The organism is Streptomyces sp. NBC_01214, assembly GCF_026340975.1.
In the GTDB taxonomy this organism is placed as follows: Bacteria; Actinomycetota; Actinomycetes; order Streptomycetales; family Streptomycetaceae; genus Streptomyces.
The window spans coordinates 881643-896360 of the sequence record NZ_JAPEOS010000002.1; the positions used below are offsets into that span (position 1 = coordinate 881643).

A 14718-nucleotide genomic window follows, 5' to 3' on the forward strand; every position below is an offset into this window, starting at 1 on the left:
CGAGTCCCCGAGACGCCGAGAGGAGGCGAGACCAGTGACCAGCTTCATGACCTTCACCAAAATGACCGATCGCTCGGTCGACGCTTCCTGCCTGCTCGGTTCCGTCTCCCTCCTGGGTACCGGTGCGTCCGCGATTTCCGCCGACCGCCCCGCCCTGCTGGCGACCCTTCCGGTCAGTGAGCGCAATGAGCGACCGACCAAGGCACCGGTGGCAGTACTCGCAGCAGAAGCGCAGACGCATGGCGCCTATGGATTCGCTGCCGCAGCCGGTGCCGGATCCCAGAAGAAGCAGACGAAGCAGCAGCACCACCTGATGTGGGCCTTCCGCGGGCTCGAACCCTGGAGTGATCCAGCCTGATCGCATGATCAGGCCGGCGCCTTCAGGGCCGCGGAACCCCACCCGGGATCCGCGGCCCTTCTGTTTGTCCCGAACAGGGACGACGGAGCGAAGGGGCCTCGGGACTGGCAGCCAGGTACCAGCCGAACCCGGCCGACCGGCCGGAACGACTAGCCGAACAAGACGAGGAAGAAAACACCGTGCAACTCGAAGCGCACGCCCCGTCCGTACCGCAGACCCAAATGATCTCCCCGCCCGCAGTCCCGGAGGACCACACCTTGACCCCGCTCACCGCGCTGACCGCGCTCGACGACGCCATCGAGAACCTCGGCGTGCCCGTCCCCTGCCGCACCTTCGACCCCGAGGTCTTCTTCGCCGAGTCCCCGGCCGACGTCGAGTACGCCAAGTCCCTCTGCCGCACCTGCCCGCTGGTCGAGGCCTGCCTCGCCGGAGCGGTCGAGCGCCGCGAGCCCTGGGGTGTTTGGGGTGGCGAGCTCTTCGTCCAGGGTGTCGTCGTCGCCCGCAAGCGTCCCCGTGGCCGTCCGCGCAAGAACCCGGTTGTCACGGCATGACCGCCATCGGAACCATCGACCGCCCCCTGACGCACGACCCCTTGAAGCAGGCCCCCATGACCTCCTACATCACGAGCGAGCAGCCCCACGGCGCCGCCCACGCAGACTTCATCACCGCCGGCGCGATCACCTCGCGTCAGAACAGGACCCGCGAAATGCAACTCATCCCAGAAGCCCTGGCTCGTGCCCATATGGACGAGCGCATGCGTGAGGTGGACGCCGAGCGTCACGCCGTGCGCCTGGTCGCCGCCCGCCGCATGCAGCGGCGTGCCGAGCGCGTCTCCATGCGTGCCCGGCGTGCGCTGGCCATGGCCGTCATGCAGTAAGAGCTGAAAAGACAGCGGGCGTCGGCCCCCATCACCCGGACCACCGGGCGGTGGGGGCCGACGCCCGTCCGCATCCCGTCCCTTCCCGGCCCGACCGCTCCCGCCACGCCCGCACCCGTCGTCGACGGAAACCGCAGGCTCGCCGCGGCCGTCGGTGCGTTGCGCGGGCCCGTCCGGCCCGGACGGGGATATCGTCTGGAGGTGGACCAGCCGACTCCCCATCCCGGCCCGTCGGGATCCGAGGCCCAGCCCGTCGTCTGTGCGGGCTGTGGCGCGAAGGCCCCGGGCGAGATCCCACCCACCTGGACCTGCTCGGTGGAGAACGGGACCAGACAGTACTTCTGCGTCGACTGTGCGCGCGCCAACCTCCGGGCGATCGAGGGAAGGCTCGACTCGTCCTGGTGGTGACGCGCCTACGCAGTCACTCGGCGGAGGCGAACCCCGGCAGCCAGGTGTCCAGTTCGTCCCGCAGCCGCACCGTCGCGCCCAGCTGGCACAGCACCCCGATCGTGCTCAACGTCACGCGGTGGATCAGCAGGTAGGACGGCGGCAGGTTGATCTGCCGGCCCAACTGGTGCGCGGGGGAGCGGGGATCGGCGATCCGCGCCGCCTGGCCGCGCAGCCACGGCCGGGTGAAGGTGAACTCCTCGGCCTCGGCGGGCGCGATGATCGGCTTCAGGTACTCCAGCACCGCGTCGGGGTCGAGCTCGACGGACTCCTTCACGAACCCCTCGGCGCGCAGGTGCCCGTAGACCCCCTCGGCGTCACCGTCCAGCGTCATCCGCAGCGACCTGCCGATGGGTTTGGGCCAGCCTCCGGGCAGCCGGTCGACCGTGCCGAAGTCCAGGACTCCCAGCCGCGTCCGGCCGTCCGCCCCCGATATCAACCGGAAGTTGCCCGGGTGCGGGTCCGCGTGCAGCAGGCCCGTGCGCGCCGGACCGGAGAACAGGAACCCGGCCAGCAGCTGTCCGGCACGATCGCGCTCCTCCGGGGTGCCGTCGGCTATCACCTCCGATAGGGGGGTCCCCTCCATCCACTCGGTCACCAGCACCTGGTCGCCCTGGTGCACGACGTCCGGCACGACCACGTCCGGGTCGTCCACGAAGGCGTCCGCGTGCGTTCGTTGGGCCTCGGCCTCCAGCTCGTAGTCGAGTTCCTCCGCGACCCGGTCGCGCAACTCCTTGATCAGTGGCTTGATTTCCATCCCGGGGATCAGCGGCTTCAACAGCCCCGCGAACCTGCCCAGTTGCTTCAGGTCCGACAGCAGCGCCTCACCGGCCCCCGGGTACTGGACCTTGACGGCCACCTGCCGACCGTCGTGCCACACCGCCCGGTGCACCTGCCCGATGGAGGCCGCCGCGGCCGGCCGGTCGTCGAACTCCTCGAACAGGTCCCGCCAGTCCGCGCCGAGACGGTCCGTCAGCACTTGGTGCACCGTCGCCGCGGGCAGCGGCGGAGCCGCCTCCTGAAGCTTGGTCAGCGCCGCCCGGTAGGGCCCCGCGACCTCCTCGGGCAGGGCCGACTCGAAGACCGACAGGGCCTGCCCGAACTTCATGGCACCGCCCTTCAGCTCCCCGAGCGTGCGGAACAACTGCTCTGCGGTGCGCTGTTGGAGCTCGCGCGCCACGATCTCCGCGGACTTGCCCCCGATCCGCTTGCCCAGCCCCCACGTGGCCCGGCCCGCTATGCCGAGCGGCAACGCGGCCAGCTTGACCGTACGGGTGACCGCCTTCCGGGGAAGATCAGACATACGCCCCTCCATGTCCCAGACCGCTGCGCCGCGAACGACGGACTCAGGAAGGGCTCCGTCGCCCCGGCACTCTCAGCGCATCCTGTCATGGCCCTCCCGGCCGCTCCCCGCCCGATCCGCCTCCGGTGACCCACCCGCCCCGCAGGGGCAGTCGGGATGCGGGGCGACCGGTGTGGATTCCCAGTGCAGCGCGGGGAGGGCGGCCTCCCAGCGGGCTGCCGTGGAAGCGGGGAGTTGTCCGTCGAGGAAGGCCAGCGCATGGGCCGCGGCCAGCCCGGCCACCGCCGTGGACAGGCCCAGGTCGCAGGCCGCACCCGCGCGGCGGCGGTGGGCCGAACGCCACTGCACGAGCATCCTCGGCCAGGCCGCGTCCCGGTCCACGCGGTCGCGCTCCATGCACCCCGCGCAGGCCGTCGACCCCGGCAGCACCAGCGGCCCCACCAGCCCCGTCCCCTCCAACACCCCCGCGTACAGGTGGGGGATGCCCGAGGCGATCCAGTCGGCCGCGGTGTCCGGATCCGGGGCCCAGGCGTGCAGCCCGTCCCGGGGTGCGACCACCACCAGGGCCAGCCCCGGCTCCGCCCCCGCGTCCTCCCCGGCCCGCGGGGCGCGCCCCGGGGCCGACTCGCGCACCAGCCTGCCCGCGGACTCGGCCCGCGGCCGGCCCACGCTCCCGGGGTCCAGCCCGCCCGGCGCCACGTCCGCCGGCTCCACCAGGCCCCCGTCGAGCACCTCCACCCGACCCACGCCAGCTCCCGCCAGCACCGCGGCGATCACGGCCCCGACCCGGCCGCTCCCGCGCACCCGGACCCGTATCGCCCGGCGGGCGGCGATCCCCCGTAAGTCCCCGCCCGGTTCCCGGTGGACCAGGGACAGCGAACCCAGGTCGGGCCCCAGCCGCTCCACGGTCTGCGGATGCCCCCGCAGGGCTTGGGCCCGCGGGCCGCCCGCCGTGGCGTCGTCGAGCAGGCCGGCCCCCGCCAGCGTCCTGACCACATCGTCGGCCCGGCCGTCCGGCAGCCCCATGCCCGAGGCCTCGGCCCGCAGCAGTTCCATCCCCCGGGTCCCGTCGATCCGGTCGATCAGCGTGCCCGTCGCCGTGTCCACGGGGCCGAACACCACCGCGTGGGCGGGCGTCACCCCGAACTGGACCGTCTGCAGATCCCGCCACGCCCGTGCCAGCGCCGGCTTCACCTTCGGATACATGTCCCGTCCCCCTCGATATCCCGTGCGTACTCATGCGTACTGGTGCGTACTCGTGGGCACTCGTGCGCACGTGCGCCGCCCGTTTCCCGTTCTTCCGTAACAGTGCCCGCCCGCGGGAATCCCTGCCGAACTTTGTCCACAGGTGCGAGGTATTAGGCATATGAGATGAAGGGAAATGGGGTTCCGGAAATCGGCCGCGAATCCCTCGTGTTCGAACCGCCGACGGGTGGGACTTCCGCCACCACGACCGGGTACCGTCGTGGCGTGTCCGCCGACCCACCGCAGCGCGCCGTCGAAGTCCGCCGGAGCGCGCGCCGCCGCAGGACCGTATCCGCCTATCGCGAGGGTGACCGTACGGTCGTGCTCATCCCTGCCCGGATGTCCGAGGCGGAGGAGCAGCGCTGGGTGGGGGTCATGCTCGACAAACTGGCCGCCCAGGAGAGCCGGCGCACCTTCGGGGACGCGGAACTCACCGAGCGCGCCGCGCAGCTGTCCGAGCAGTACTTCGACGGCCGCGCCCGCCCCCGCACGGTCCGCTGGGTCACCAACCAGAACACCCGCTGGGGCTCCTGCACCCCCGCCGAAGGCAGCATCCGGCTCTCGCACCGGCTCCAGGGGATGCCCGAGTACGTCGTCGACTACGTCCTCCTGCACGAGCTGGCCCACCTGCTCGTACCCGGCCACGGACCCCGCTTCTGGGAACTGCTGGAGGCGTACCCGCGCACCGAGCGGGCCCGCGGTTACCTGGAGGGCGTGGTCGCCGCCGAGCGGCTTCCGAAGGTCCCCGCCGCCCGCGAGGAGTGAGCCCCCGGGCCCACCCCCCGGCCCACCCGCGCGCCCACCCGTCGACCCGCCGATCGCCCCTCGTGCCGCACGCAGGGTTTTGTACCGGGTCGGTACCGGCTTGGCCGGATGTCGGCAATTGCCGTTAGCCTGAGCGCCACGCATTCACAGTCGGGATGGGGGACGGTCGTACGTATGGCCAGGGAATTCCAACGCGGCCACAAGGCCAAGATCAGTGATCTCACCGCGGGCACCGATCTGTACGTAGGCGTCCAGATCGCCGGATCCGGACTCGCCTTCGACATCAGCTGTTTCGGCCTCGACGCCAACGAGCAGCTGTCGGACGACCGTTACTTCGTCTTCTTCAATCAGCCGAAGTCGCCGGAAGAGTCCATTCAGCAACTCGGTGCGCAGTCCGGTGACACCGAATCCTTCCGGGTGACGCTGGACCGCATTCCGGCGTCCATCCACAAGCTGTCCTTCACCGCCACCATCGACGGTGCCGGACAGATGTCGCAGATCGGCCCCGGCTACATCCGGATCGTGGCCGGCGGCGAAGAGGTCGTCCGGTACGCGTTCACCGGTTCGGAGTTCACCACCGAGCGGGCCGTGATGCTCGGTGACTTCTACCTGAAGGACGTGTGGCGCTTCGCCGCCGTCGGCCAGGGCTTCGACGGCGGGCTCGACGCGCTGCTGCGGAACTTCGGCGGCGAGGTCGCCGAGGACCCGGAGCCGGCGCAGCAGGCCCCGGCCGCCGCCTCGCCCGGGTTCGCCCCGCCGCCACAGGCGGCCGCCCCGGCCCCGGCCTTCGGTGCCCCGGCCCCCGCCCAGCAGGCCCCGGCCCCCGCGCCGTCCTTCGGCGCGCCCGTGCCCGCACCCGGCGCCGTCCCGCAGCCGCAGTACCAGCAGCCCGCGGCCCCGGCCCCGGTGCACGCCGCGCCCACCATGGCCGCGCCGCTCGCCCCGCCGGCCCCCGCCCCGTACGGCCAGCCGCCGCAGCCGCCCCAGCCGTCCTACGGTCAGGTGCCGCCGCCCGCGCCGGCCCCCGCGCCCTACGGGCAGCCGCCGCAGCAGCCCTCCTACGGCCAGGTTCCCGGCCAGCAGCCGCCCCCGTACGGGCAGCAGCAGCCCGCCTTCGGCCAGCAGCCGCCGCAGTACGCGCAGCAGCCGCAGCAGGCGGCCGCCGGAGCGGGCCTCGCGGCCGCGCTCCAGCCGTACAAGGAGGCCCCCACCGGCGCCCGCTGGACCCCGCAGAACCAGCAGCTCATGCGCGTCGACCTGTCGATGGGCGGCCAGGCCGTCCTCGCCCGCCAGGGCAGCATGGTCCTCTACCAGGGCAAGGTCGACTTCAGCTACAAGGGCGCGGGCTTCGCCGGCCGCATCGTCGGCAACGCCACCGGTCAGGAGATGCAGCTCATGCGCTGCACCGGCCGCGGTCAGGTCTTCCTCGCGGAGAACGGCGCCCACCTGCACGCCATCGAGCTCCAGGGCGACGGGATCTGCGTCTCCGCCGAGGCCGTCCTCGCCTTCGACGAGTCGCTCCAGCACGAGGTCCGCCGCATCGAGGGCCACGGCATCCCCGGCGGCGCGCTGTTCACCATGCAGTTCCAGGGCACCGGCACGGTCATCGTCAAGACCCACGGCGTCCCGGTGGTCCTGCCCGTCACCCCGACCACCTTCGCGGACAGCAACGCCATCGTCGCGTGGTCCTCCGCCTCGCAGGTGATCATCTCCAGTCAGGTCCGGCTGCGGCGCAACGCCTACCCCGGCCACAGCGGGGAGACCGTGAACCTCCAGTTCCGCGGCGCTCCCGGCAACTTCATCGTCGTCCAGCCGTACGAGGTCTGAGGGAGCCCGACATGAACGCAATGAACCAGCAACTCGCGGGCTTCGCCCCGACCCCCGTCACGGCCCGCATGGAGAACCACGGCCGGGCCATGCTCAAGGTCGCCATGCAGAGCGGCCAGGACCTCTTCGCCCGTACCGGCTCGATGGTCGCCTACGAGGGCTTCGTCCAGTACGAGCCCAACCCGCCGGCCGTCCGTCAGATGGCCTCGCAGTGGATCACCGGCGAAGGCGCGCCGCTGATGAAGTGCACCGGCGACGGCCTGCTCTACCTGGCCGACTACGGCGCCGACGTGGTCGTCATCAACCTCAACAACGACTCGCTCTCGGTCAACGGCACCAACCTGCTCGCCTTCGACGCACACCTGCAGTGGGGCGTCGAGCGGGTCAAGGGTCTCGCCAAGTTCGCCGGCCAGGGCCTGTTCAACGTGCAGATCGCGGGCACCGGGTGGGTCGCCCTGACCTCCCGCGGCACCCCGATCGTGGTCGACTGCGGCCGCGGGGACGACGAGACGTACGTCGACCCCGACGCGCTCGTCGCCTGGTCGCCGAATCTCAAAGTCAAGGGCAAGCGCAGCTTCAAGGCCTCGTCGATGATCGGCCGGGGCAGCGGGGAGGCCTACCAGATGGCCTTCTCCGGCCAGGGCATCGTCGTCGTACAGCCCAGCGAGGACAGCACCGACCGGCTCCGGGCCCGGGGCTGAGGGGGAGCGGACACATCATGCAGAGCGCACTTTTCGCCCACGCCGAGGCGCAGTCCCAGGAGCGGTACGCCGTCCAGAACCCGCAGCTGCTGCGGGTCTCGCTGACCGGCTCCGACGACGTACTCGCCCGCAAGGGCGCCATGGTCGCCTACCAGGGACTCATCGACTTCGACGGCGAGTACCAGACCACCGGCCAGCGGGGCGCCCGCCGCCGCACCGGCGAGGGCCTGGACCTCATGCGCTGTTCCGGGCAGGGCACGGTCTACCTGGCCAACCTGGCCCAGTACGTGCACGTCGTGGACGTGGACCAGGACGGCCTCACGGTCGACAGCAGCTACGTGCTGGCCCTGGACTCCACCCTGCACACCGAAGTCATCGCGGTGGACAGCCAGTACGGGATCTCCGGCTCGGGCAAGTACCAGCTCAACATCTCCGGCCGCGGCAAGGTCGCGCTGATGACCTCCGGGCAGCCGCTGATGATGCACGTCACGCCCGACAAGTACGTCAACGTCGACGCCGACGCGATCGTGGCGTGGTCCACCTCGCTGCGGGTGCAGATGCAGGCCCAGACGCACTCCAGCGGGGTGTGGCGGCGGCGCGGCAACACCGGTGAGGGCTGGGAGCTGAGCTTCCTGGGCACCGGCTTCGCGCTGGTGCAGCCCAGCGAGGTGCTGCCGCCGCAGAACGCCCAGCTCGGCCAGGGCGCCGCCGCGCAGTTCGGCATGGGCCAGCACGGCTCGCACGCGCAGAACCAGAACAACGCCTGGAACTGACGGTTCCCGGCACGGCGAAGGGGCGGTCCCGCCGGGGACCGCCCCTTCGCCGCGTCCGGGTCCGCGCCGCGTCCGCGCCGCATCCGGGCTCGCGCCGCGGTGCGGCTCAGCCGGCCAGCCGGGCCAAGGTCGCCTCCAGCAGCCGTACGACGGACGCGTCGGCCACCGCCGCCACCTCCTCGTACGGGAACCAGCGCAGGTCCAGGGACTCCTCGCTGATCTCCGCCACCGCGCCGGCCGGAGCCAGCGCCGCGTACTGCACGTCCAGGTGCCAGTTGCAGGGCGCCGGGATCGCATGCCGGTCCAAGCGCACCGGCCCGCCTTCGACCAGGGTCAGCCCCGACGCGATGCCCGACTCCTCACGGGCCTCGCGCAGCGCCACCTCGGCGAGGGTCCGGTCACCGGGCTCGCAGTGGCCGCCCATCTGGAGCCACATGCCGAGCTTCTTGTGCAGGGTCAGCAGGACCCGCCCCCGCACCGGGTCGATCACCAGCGCGCTGCCCGTGACGTGCCCGGCCCCGCAGGGCTTGTAGACCCCGTCCGGGTGGGCCGCCAGGTGCTCCAGGTACAGGTCGCGCAGCTCCGGCTGGTCCTCGTACGCCTTCAGGACGAGGACCGCGTCTTCGTGCAGGCTCACTTCTTCTCGTCGCCGTCCTGTTCGCGCTTCTCGGCGGCCTCGCCGAGCATCTTGTCGATCTCGGAGAAGTCCAGCTGCTCGCGGTGCACGAAGCCGTCCGGGTCGTCCAGGTCGGAGGCCGTCGGCAGCATGTCCGGGTGCTCCCAGAGCCCGTCGCGGCCGTCCACCCCGCGCGCGTCCGTGAGGGAGGCCCACAGCCGCGAGGCGTCGCGCAGCCGGCGCGGGCGCAGCTCCAGGCCGATCAGCGTCGCGAAGGTCTGCTCCGCCGGGCCGCCGGAGGCGCGCCGCCGCCGCATGGTCTCGCGCATCGCGTCCGCCGAGGTCAGCCGGGGCTTGGCGGCCTCGTGCACCACCGCGTCGACCCAGCCCTCGACCAGCGCCAGCGCCGTCTCCAGACGGGCCAGGGCGGCCTTCTGCTCGGGGGTGTCCTGCGGCTGGAACATTCCGCCCTGGAGCGCTTCCTGCAGCTGCTCCGGGTTGGACGGGTCCAGCTGGCCGACGACGTCCTCCAGCTTGGAGGTGTCGACCTTGATGCCGCGGGCGTAGCCCTCGACCGCGCCGAACAGGTGCGAGCGCAGCCACGGCACGTGGGCGAAGAGCCGGGCGTGGGCCGCCTCGCGCAGGGCCAGGTAGAGCCGCACCTCGTCCGAGGGCACGCCCAGGTCCTTGCCGAAGCTCTCGATGTTCAGCGGCAGCAGCGCGGCCTTGCCGGCCGGGCCCAGCGGCAGACCGATGTCCGTCGAGCCGACGACCTCGCCCGCGAGGGTGCCGACGGCCTGGCCGATCTGCTGGCCGAACATGGCGCCGCCCATGGAGCGCATCATGCCGAGCAGCGGGCCCGCCATGGCCTGCATCTCCTCCGGCAGCACGCCGCCCATGGCCGCGCCGACCCGCTCCGCGACCGGGTCCACGAGCTCCTTCCACACCGGGAGGGTCGCCTCGACCCACTCGGCGCGGCTCCAGGCCACGGCCGTGGTGGCGCCCGAGGGCAGCGAGGTCACGCCGTCCAGCCAGTGGTCGGCGAGGCGCACGGCCTCCTCGACGGCGGACTTCTCCGCGACGCCGACGCTCGTGTCCTTCACGCCGTCCGCGGTGCCCTGCGCGACGGTCTGGCGGGCGATGTCCTTGGCCATGTCCCAGTTCACGGGACCGCCCTCGTAGCTGAGCATCTGGCCGAGCTGCTGGAAGGCGGCACCGAGGTCGTTCGGGTTCATCGAACCGAACATCGCGGCGAACGGGTTGTCCGCTCCGGGAGCGCCCGCCCCGCCCGGCAGACCCATGCCGGGGAACCCGAAGGGATTCGCCGGGCCGCCCTGACCGCCCTGGTTGCCCTTCTTCTTGCCATCGTCGCCGTTCTCCGGCTCCTCCGGCGGAAGGCCGAATCCGAATGGGGTGTCGCTCACGGGTTTCCTCGGCTCGTAGGGCCGCCGGCGGGAGCCGACGGGCAATGGACAGACAACACCACCCAGCGTAGACACCGCGGCCGCATCCGGGCTCGGTGCTCCGCCGACTCCGGGGCTGCGGCAGGATGGACATCACCTGGTGGGTACGCGTCACGACGCGTCCCTACTGAAGACAACCGCTGGAGACGCCCGGTGAGTTCCCCAGATCCGCAGTTTCGCGCGACGCACGACGACGAAAACAGCTCCGAGCACGGCGACGGCGCCCCCGGCGTTCGCCAGCCGCGAAACCCGGAGGGAATCCGCCGGCGCAGCCCGGTGATCGCCGTGACCGGCGCCGCCTCGGGGGTCGGCGCGGCCCTGGTGAGCCGTCTGGCCGCCTCCGACGAGGTCAAGCAGGTCGTCGCCATCGACGAGCGGCGCGGGGACTGCGCCGCCGCGCAGTGGCACGTCCTCGACGTACGGGACCCCGCGATCGCCGAGAAGCTGCGTGGCGCGGACGTCGTGGTCCACCTCGCGCTGGACCTCGACCTGGAGACCGACCCGGCCGCCCGCACGGCGTACAACGTGCGCGGCACCCAGACCGTCCTGACGGCCGCCGCCGCGGCCGGCGTGCACCGGGTGGTGCTCTGCACCTCCGCGATGGTCTACGGAGCCCTGCCGGACAACGACATCCCGCTGTCCGAGGACTCCGAGCTGCGGGCCACCGCCGAGGCGACCGGCGTCGGCGACCTGCTGGAGATCGAGCGCCTCGGCCGCCGGGCCCCCCGCGCGCACCCCGGACTGAACGTCACCGTGATCCGCCCGGCCGTCCTGGTCGGCGGCACGGACACCGCCCTGACCCGGTACTTCGAGTCCCCGCGGCTGCTCGTGGTGGCGGGATCCCGCCCCACCTGGCAGTTCTGTCACGTGGACGACTTGGTCAGCGCCCTGGAGTACGCGGCCCTGGAGAAGGTCGAGGGCGAGCTGGCCGTGGGCTGCGAGGGGTGGCTGGAGCAGGAGGAGGTCGAGGAGCTGAGCGGCATCCGCCGCATGGAGCTCCCGTCGGCGGTCGCCCTGGGAGCGGCGGCCCGGCTGCACCGGATCGGCCTGACCCCGTCCCCGGCCGGGGACCTCGCCTACACGATGCACCCGTGGGTGGTCAGCGTCAGCGGGCTGCACGCGGCGGGCTGGCGGCCGCGCTGGACCAACGAGGAAGTGCTCGCCGAGCTCCTCCAGGAGGTCTCGGGCCGTCACACGGTCGCGGGCCGCCGGCTGGGCCGCAGGGACGCCGCCACGGCCGCCGGTGCGGCCGGTGCGACGGTGGCCCTGCTGGGCGCGGCCGCGGCGGTCCGCCTGGCGCGCAAGCGGCGCGGGATCTGACCCTGCGGGTCGGGCCGCCCGCCCGGTGCGGAGCGGTTGCCGGGGGCGCCGCCCCCGGACCCCCGCCCCCGGACCCCCGCCCCCGGACCCCCGCCCCCGGACCCCCGCGCCCGGACCGCCGGCGGGGCCGGATCGTGCCGGTGCCCGGATTGGTAGGAGGCTCCCAAGGCGGCGCCCCCGCCCCGGGCGAATCTGCTATTTCGCCGTGTCAGCGGCTAGGGCACGATGAAGGCATGGCACCGCACTTCGACCACCCCGGTGAGCAGGCCGCTTCGGACCCGATCCGGCTGCTCCAGATCCGCGAGACCGCCCTGTCGATCGACGAGGTCTTCCAGGCCGTCGGCGACGACGCGTCGGGCGGTACGACGCTCTTCGTCGGCACGGTGCGCAACCACGACGGCGGGGCGGACGTCGATTCGCTCGGTTACTCCTGCCACCCGACCGCCGAGGCCGAGATGCGCCGCGTCGCCGAGCGCGTCGTCGCCAAGTTCCCGGTCCGCGCCCTGGCGGCCGTGCACCGCGTCGGTGACCTGGTCGTGGGCGACCTGGCCGTCGTCGTCGCCGTGTCCTGCCCGCACCGCGGCGAGGCCTTCGAGGCCGCCCGGATGCTGATCGACGACCTCAAGCACGAGGTCCCGATCTGGAAGCACCAAACGTTCAGCGACGGCACCGAGGAGTGGGTCGGCGCCTGCTGAACCCCCGGTCGCGGAACGCCACCCGGAAGGCGGTAGCCTCGCACCCGTTCGGCCGCGCAACACGCCCTCGATTTGCGTAACCCCACCACGGGCACGAGCGTTGAAGCCACCAACGAAACGTACTTCGGGGTAGGGAGGCACGCCCATGGCGTCTTTGGCGTGGTTGCTGATTCCGCTGTTCGCCGCGATCGGAGCGGCGATATGGGGCAGCTGGGCGGCGCGCGACCGCACACAGGGGGACATATCCGAGCTCGCGGGATACGCCCGATTCCGGGAAGCCATGGCCAACGCAGATCAGGTCAGGGTGAAGGCCGACGCCCATTCCTCGCCGTCCGCCCACTCCGCCTCCGACGCCGCCTGACGCGTCCGTCGCCGTCCGTCGCCGTCCACCGCCCTCCGCGGCCGTTCGACGCTCCGCGTCCGTTCCGCTCCGGTCCGCCGCCTTCGGTGAGATTCCGCTGAGAGTTTCGCGTGCGGACCCCGTACGGACCGGCCCCGAGGGTCGCCCGTCAGGGCCGTCCCGTACTGTCGGATCCATGCCACGCCGCACCGCGACGATGCTCGCTTCCACCCTGGTGCTGTTCGCGCTGCTCTGCGCAGGGGTGTTCATCAAGGTCCCGTACTCCGAGATGAGCCCCGGCCCGACGGTGAACACGCTCGGGGACTCGCACGGCGCGCCCGTCCTCAACATCGCGGGGCGCACGACGTACCCGACCAGCGGTCACCTCAACATGACCACGGTCCGCGTCACCGGTGCGGACTACGAGATGAGCCTGGTGGAAGCGGTCTACGGCTGGCTGGCCGGCGACAACATCGTCGTCCCGCACGAGAACCTCTACCCGAACGGGAAGACGGAGGCGGAGTCCACCCAGGAGAACGCCGAGGAGTTCAGCCAGTCGCAGCAGAGCGCCAAGGTGGCGGCCCTGAAGCAGCTCGGCATCCCGGTCACCGCCCGGGTGATCGTCTCCACCGTGGTCAAGGACAGCCCCGCCGAGGGACGGCTGCACGCCGGGGACGTGATCAAGGCCGTGGACGGCGCCGCCGTCACCGCCCCCGAGGACGTCGCCAAGCTCGTCACCAAGCACAAGCCGGGCGAGCCGGTGGAGTTCACCATCGTGCCCGCCAAGGAGGCGACCGAGGCGGCGAAGGCCGGCAACAACGACCCCGCCACCTCGAAGCTGACGATCACCGCGGGCAAGGCGGAGGGCGACGGTCACGCCATCGTCGGCATCCGGGCCGGTACCGACCACACCTTCCCGTTCACGATCGACATCAAGCTGGCCGACGTCGGCGGCCCGAGCGCCGGGCTGATGTTCGCCCTCGGCATCGTCGACAAGCTGACCCCGGAGGACCTGACCGGCGGGAAGTTCGTCGCGGGCACCGGCACGATAGACGACGCGGGCAAGGTCGGCCCCATCGGCGGCATCCAGATGAAGACCATCGGCGCCCGCAAGGCCGGCGCCGAGTACTTCCTGACGCCCGCCGAGAACTGCGCCTCGGCGGCCTCCAACGTCCCCGACGGGCTGACCCTGGTCAAGGTGTCCACCATCGACGACGCCGCGAAGGCGCTGCAGAAGATCAGCAAGGGGGACAAGGCCGGCCTGCCGCAGTGCACGCGCTAGCCCCGACCGCTCCGTCCCCCTGACGGGGGCAGGACGGGCAGGACGGGCAGGACGGGGCCGGGCAGGGCCGGGCGGGACCTACGAGAAGGTCGCCGCCAGGGCCTCCGCCAGGCCGGGCACCAGGCCCGCACCGGTGAGGACCTCCGTCGAGGAGTCCTTCTCGCGCAGCCGCACGGCCGACTCGCGCGATCCGTCGCGCAGCACGGCCACGGTGAGGCGCACCTCCTGCCGCTCCGGGTGCCCGGCGACCCACTTCGACAGCTGCTTGTCGTTCAGTCCCTCCGGTACGGAGGACTCCGCGGACGGCGGCAGCATCAGGCGCTCCACCGTCAGCGCGCAGCCGACGACGGCGTCGGGCCAGGCGATGGTGCCGAGGAACTTGTCGAGCGGCGTCCCCTTCGGGACCTCGTCCTGCTCGATGGGGGTGAGGGAGGACTTGCCGGCGTCGTCCTGGTCGAGACCGAGCTGGCCCGCCAGCCGCGGCTCCTGCTTCTTGAGCCGGGCGGTGTCGACGAGGGCGAAGAGCCGCGCGGGCTTGTCCCAGCCGAGGCCGGCCGCGTACTCGTCGATCTCGAGGCAGGCGCGGGTCAGCGGGCTGGCCGCCATGGGGGTGCCGGGGGAAGGCGAAAGGTTGGACATGGACAACATCCTGCCTCCTTTCCATCGATTACCGGGAACTGACCGAAGCCTCAGTAAGTTGCATGAG

Annotated in this window: 17 protein-coding genes; 12 read left to right on the forward strand and 5 right to left on the reverse strand. The window is 72.2% G+C overall.

The window, feature by feature from the left end:
* Window positions 1-46: 46 nt before the first annotated feature.
* From OG594_RS28980 to OG594_RS28995, 4 genes are all read left to right on the forward strand, one after another.
* Window positions 47-358 (forward strand): hypothetical protein, encoded by a 312-nt coding sequence (locus tag OG594_RS28980; RefSeq protein ID WP_266606615.1) that lies wholly within the window; start codon window positions 47-49, stop codon window positions 356-358.
* Between the two features lie 179 nt (window positions 359-537).
* Window positions 538-909: a WhiB family transcriptional regulator gene (locus OG594_RS28985; protein WP_030010480.1), complete on the forward strand. Its 372-nt coding sequence runs from the start codon at window positions 538-540 to the stop codon at window positions 907-909.
* Entirely contained in the window at window positions 906-1235 is a 330-nt protein-coding gene (locus OG594_RS28990) for a hypothetical protein (protein ID WP_266604682.1), read from the forward strand. Before OG594_RS28985 ends, OG594_RS28990 begins: the two co-directional genes overlap by 4 nt.
* 201 nt (window positions 1236-1436) lie before the next feature.
* Window positions 1437-1643, forward strand: coding sequence for a hypothetical protein (locus OG594_RS28995; RefSeq protein WP_189732681.1), 207 nt, complete (start codon window positions 1437-1439; stop codon window positions 1641-1643).
* A 13-nt stretch (window positions 1644-1656) separates the two neighbouring features.
* Here OG594_RS28995 and OG594_RS29000 read toward each other — a convergent pair whose 3' ends face one another.
* Window positions 1657-2985: an AarF/ABC1/UbiB kinase family protein gene (locus tag OG594_RS29000; protein WP_266604684.1), complete on the reverse strand. Its 1329-nt coding sequence runs from the start codon at window positions 2983-2985 to the stop codon at window positions 1657-1659.
* Window positions 2986-3057: 72 nt separating this feature from the next.
* The gene (locus OG594_RS29005) at window positions 3058-4191 is read right to left on the reverse strand and encodes a ThiF family adenylyltransferase (RefSeq protein ID WP_266604686.1); all 1134 of its coding nucleotides are present in this window, start codon (window positions 4189-4191) and stop codon (window positions 3058-3060) included.
* A 264-nt stretch (window positions 4192-4455) separates the two neighbouring features.
* On the opposite strand from OG594_RS29005, the gene OG594_RS29010 reads away from it, so the two are divergent.
* From OG594_RS29010 to OG594_RS29025, 4 genes are all read left to right on the forward strand, one after another.
* On the forward strand, window positions 4456-4995 hold the full coding sequence (locus OG594_RS29010) for a M48 family metallopeptidase (RefSeq protein ID WP_030385930.1): 540 nt from the start codon (window positions 4456-4458) through the stop codon (window positions 4993-4995).
* Between the two features lie 174 nt (window positions 4996-5169).
* The gene (locus tag OG594_RS29015) at window positions 5170-6822 is read left to right on the forward strand and encodes a TerD family protein (protein ID WP_266604689.1); all 1653 of its coding nucleotides are present in this window, start codon (window positions 5170-5172) and stop codon (window positions 6820-6822) included.
* 20 nt (window positions 6823-6842) lie between these two features.
* Complete coding sequence (locus tag OG594_RS29020) at window positions 6843-7523, forward strand: AIM24 family protein (protein ID WP_266606616.1); 681 nt, start codon at window positions 6843-6845, stop codon at window positions 7521-7523.
* Between the two features lie 17 nt (window positions 7524-7540).
* Window positions 7541-8296 carry an AIM24 family protein gene (locus OG594_RS29025; protein ID WP_266604691.1) on the forward strand — a complete coding sequence of 252 codons (756 nt, stop codon included), beginning with the start codon at window positions 7541-7543 and terminating at the stop codon, window positions 8294-8296.
* Between the two features lie 106 nt (window positions 8297-8402).
* Here OG594_RS29025 and OG594_RS29030 read toward each other — a convergent pair whose 3' ends face one another.
* Both OG594_RS29030 and OG594_RS29035 read right to left on the reverse strand, forming a co-directional pair.
* Complete coding sequence (locus tag OG594_RS29030) at window positions 8403-8933, reverse strand: NUDIX hydrolase (protein WP_266604693.1); 531 nt, start codon at window positions 8931-8933, stop codon at window positions 8403-8405.
* Window positions 8930-10336, reverse strand: coding sequence for a zinc-dependent metalloprotease (locus tag OG594_RS29035; RefSeq protein WP_266604695.1), 1407 nt, complete (start codon window positions 10334-10336; stop codon window positions 8930-8932). The genes OG594_RS29030 and OG594_RS29035 overlap by 4 nt, the downstream gene beginning before the upstream one ends.
* 192 nt (window positions 10337-10528) lie before the next feature.
* Here OG594_RS29035 and OG594_RS29040 point away from each other — a divergent pair, with 192 nt between their 5' ends.
* From OG594_RS29040 to OG594_RS29055, 4 genes are all read left to right on the forward strand, one after another.
* Window positions 10529-11695: an SDR family oxidoreductase gene (locus OG594_RS29040; RefSeq protein ID WP_266604697.1), complete on the forward strand. Its 1167-nt coding sequence runs from the start codon at window positions 10529-10531 to the stop codon at window positions 11693-11695.
* 233 nt (window positions 11696-11928) lie between these two features.
* Complete coding sequence (locus tag OG594_RS29045) at window positions 11929-12390, forward strand: molybdenum cofactor biosynthesis protein MoaE (protein WP_266604699.1); 462 nt, start codon at window positions 11929-11931, stop codon at window positions 12388-12390.
* Between the two features lie 145 nt (window positions 12391-12535).
* Complete coding sequence (locus OG594_RS29050; protein ID WP_266604701.1) at window positions 12536-12751, forward strand: hypothetical protein; 216 nt, start codon at window positions 12536-12538, stop codon at window positions 12749-12751.
* A gap of 175 nt (window positions 12752-12926) precedes the next feature.
* A complete protein-coding gene (locus tag OG594_RS29055) occupies window positions 12927-14012 on the forward strand; it encodes a PDZ domain-containing protein (RefSeq protein WP_266604703.1) in 1086 nt (361 codons plus the stop codon).
* Window positions 14013-14090: 78 nt separating this feature from the next.
* Here OG594_RS29055 and OG594_RS29060 read toward each other — a convergent pair whose 3' ends face one another.
* Window positions 14091-14660, reverse strand: a complete 570-nt coding sequence (locus OG594_RS29060; protein WP_266604705.1) for a PPA1309 family protein — start codon at window positions 14658-14660, stop codon at window positions 14091-14093.
* Window positions 14661-14718 lie beyond the last annotated feature (58 nt).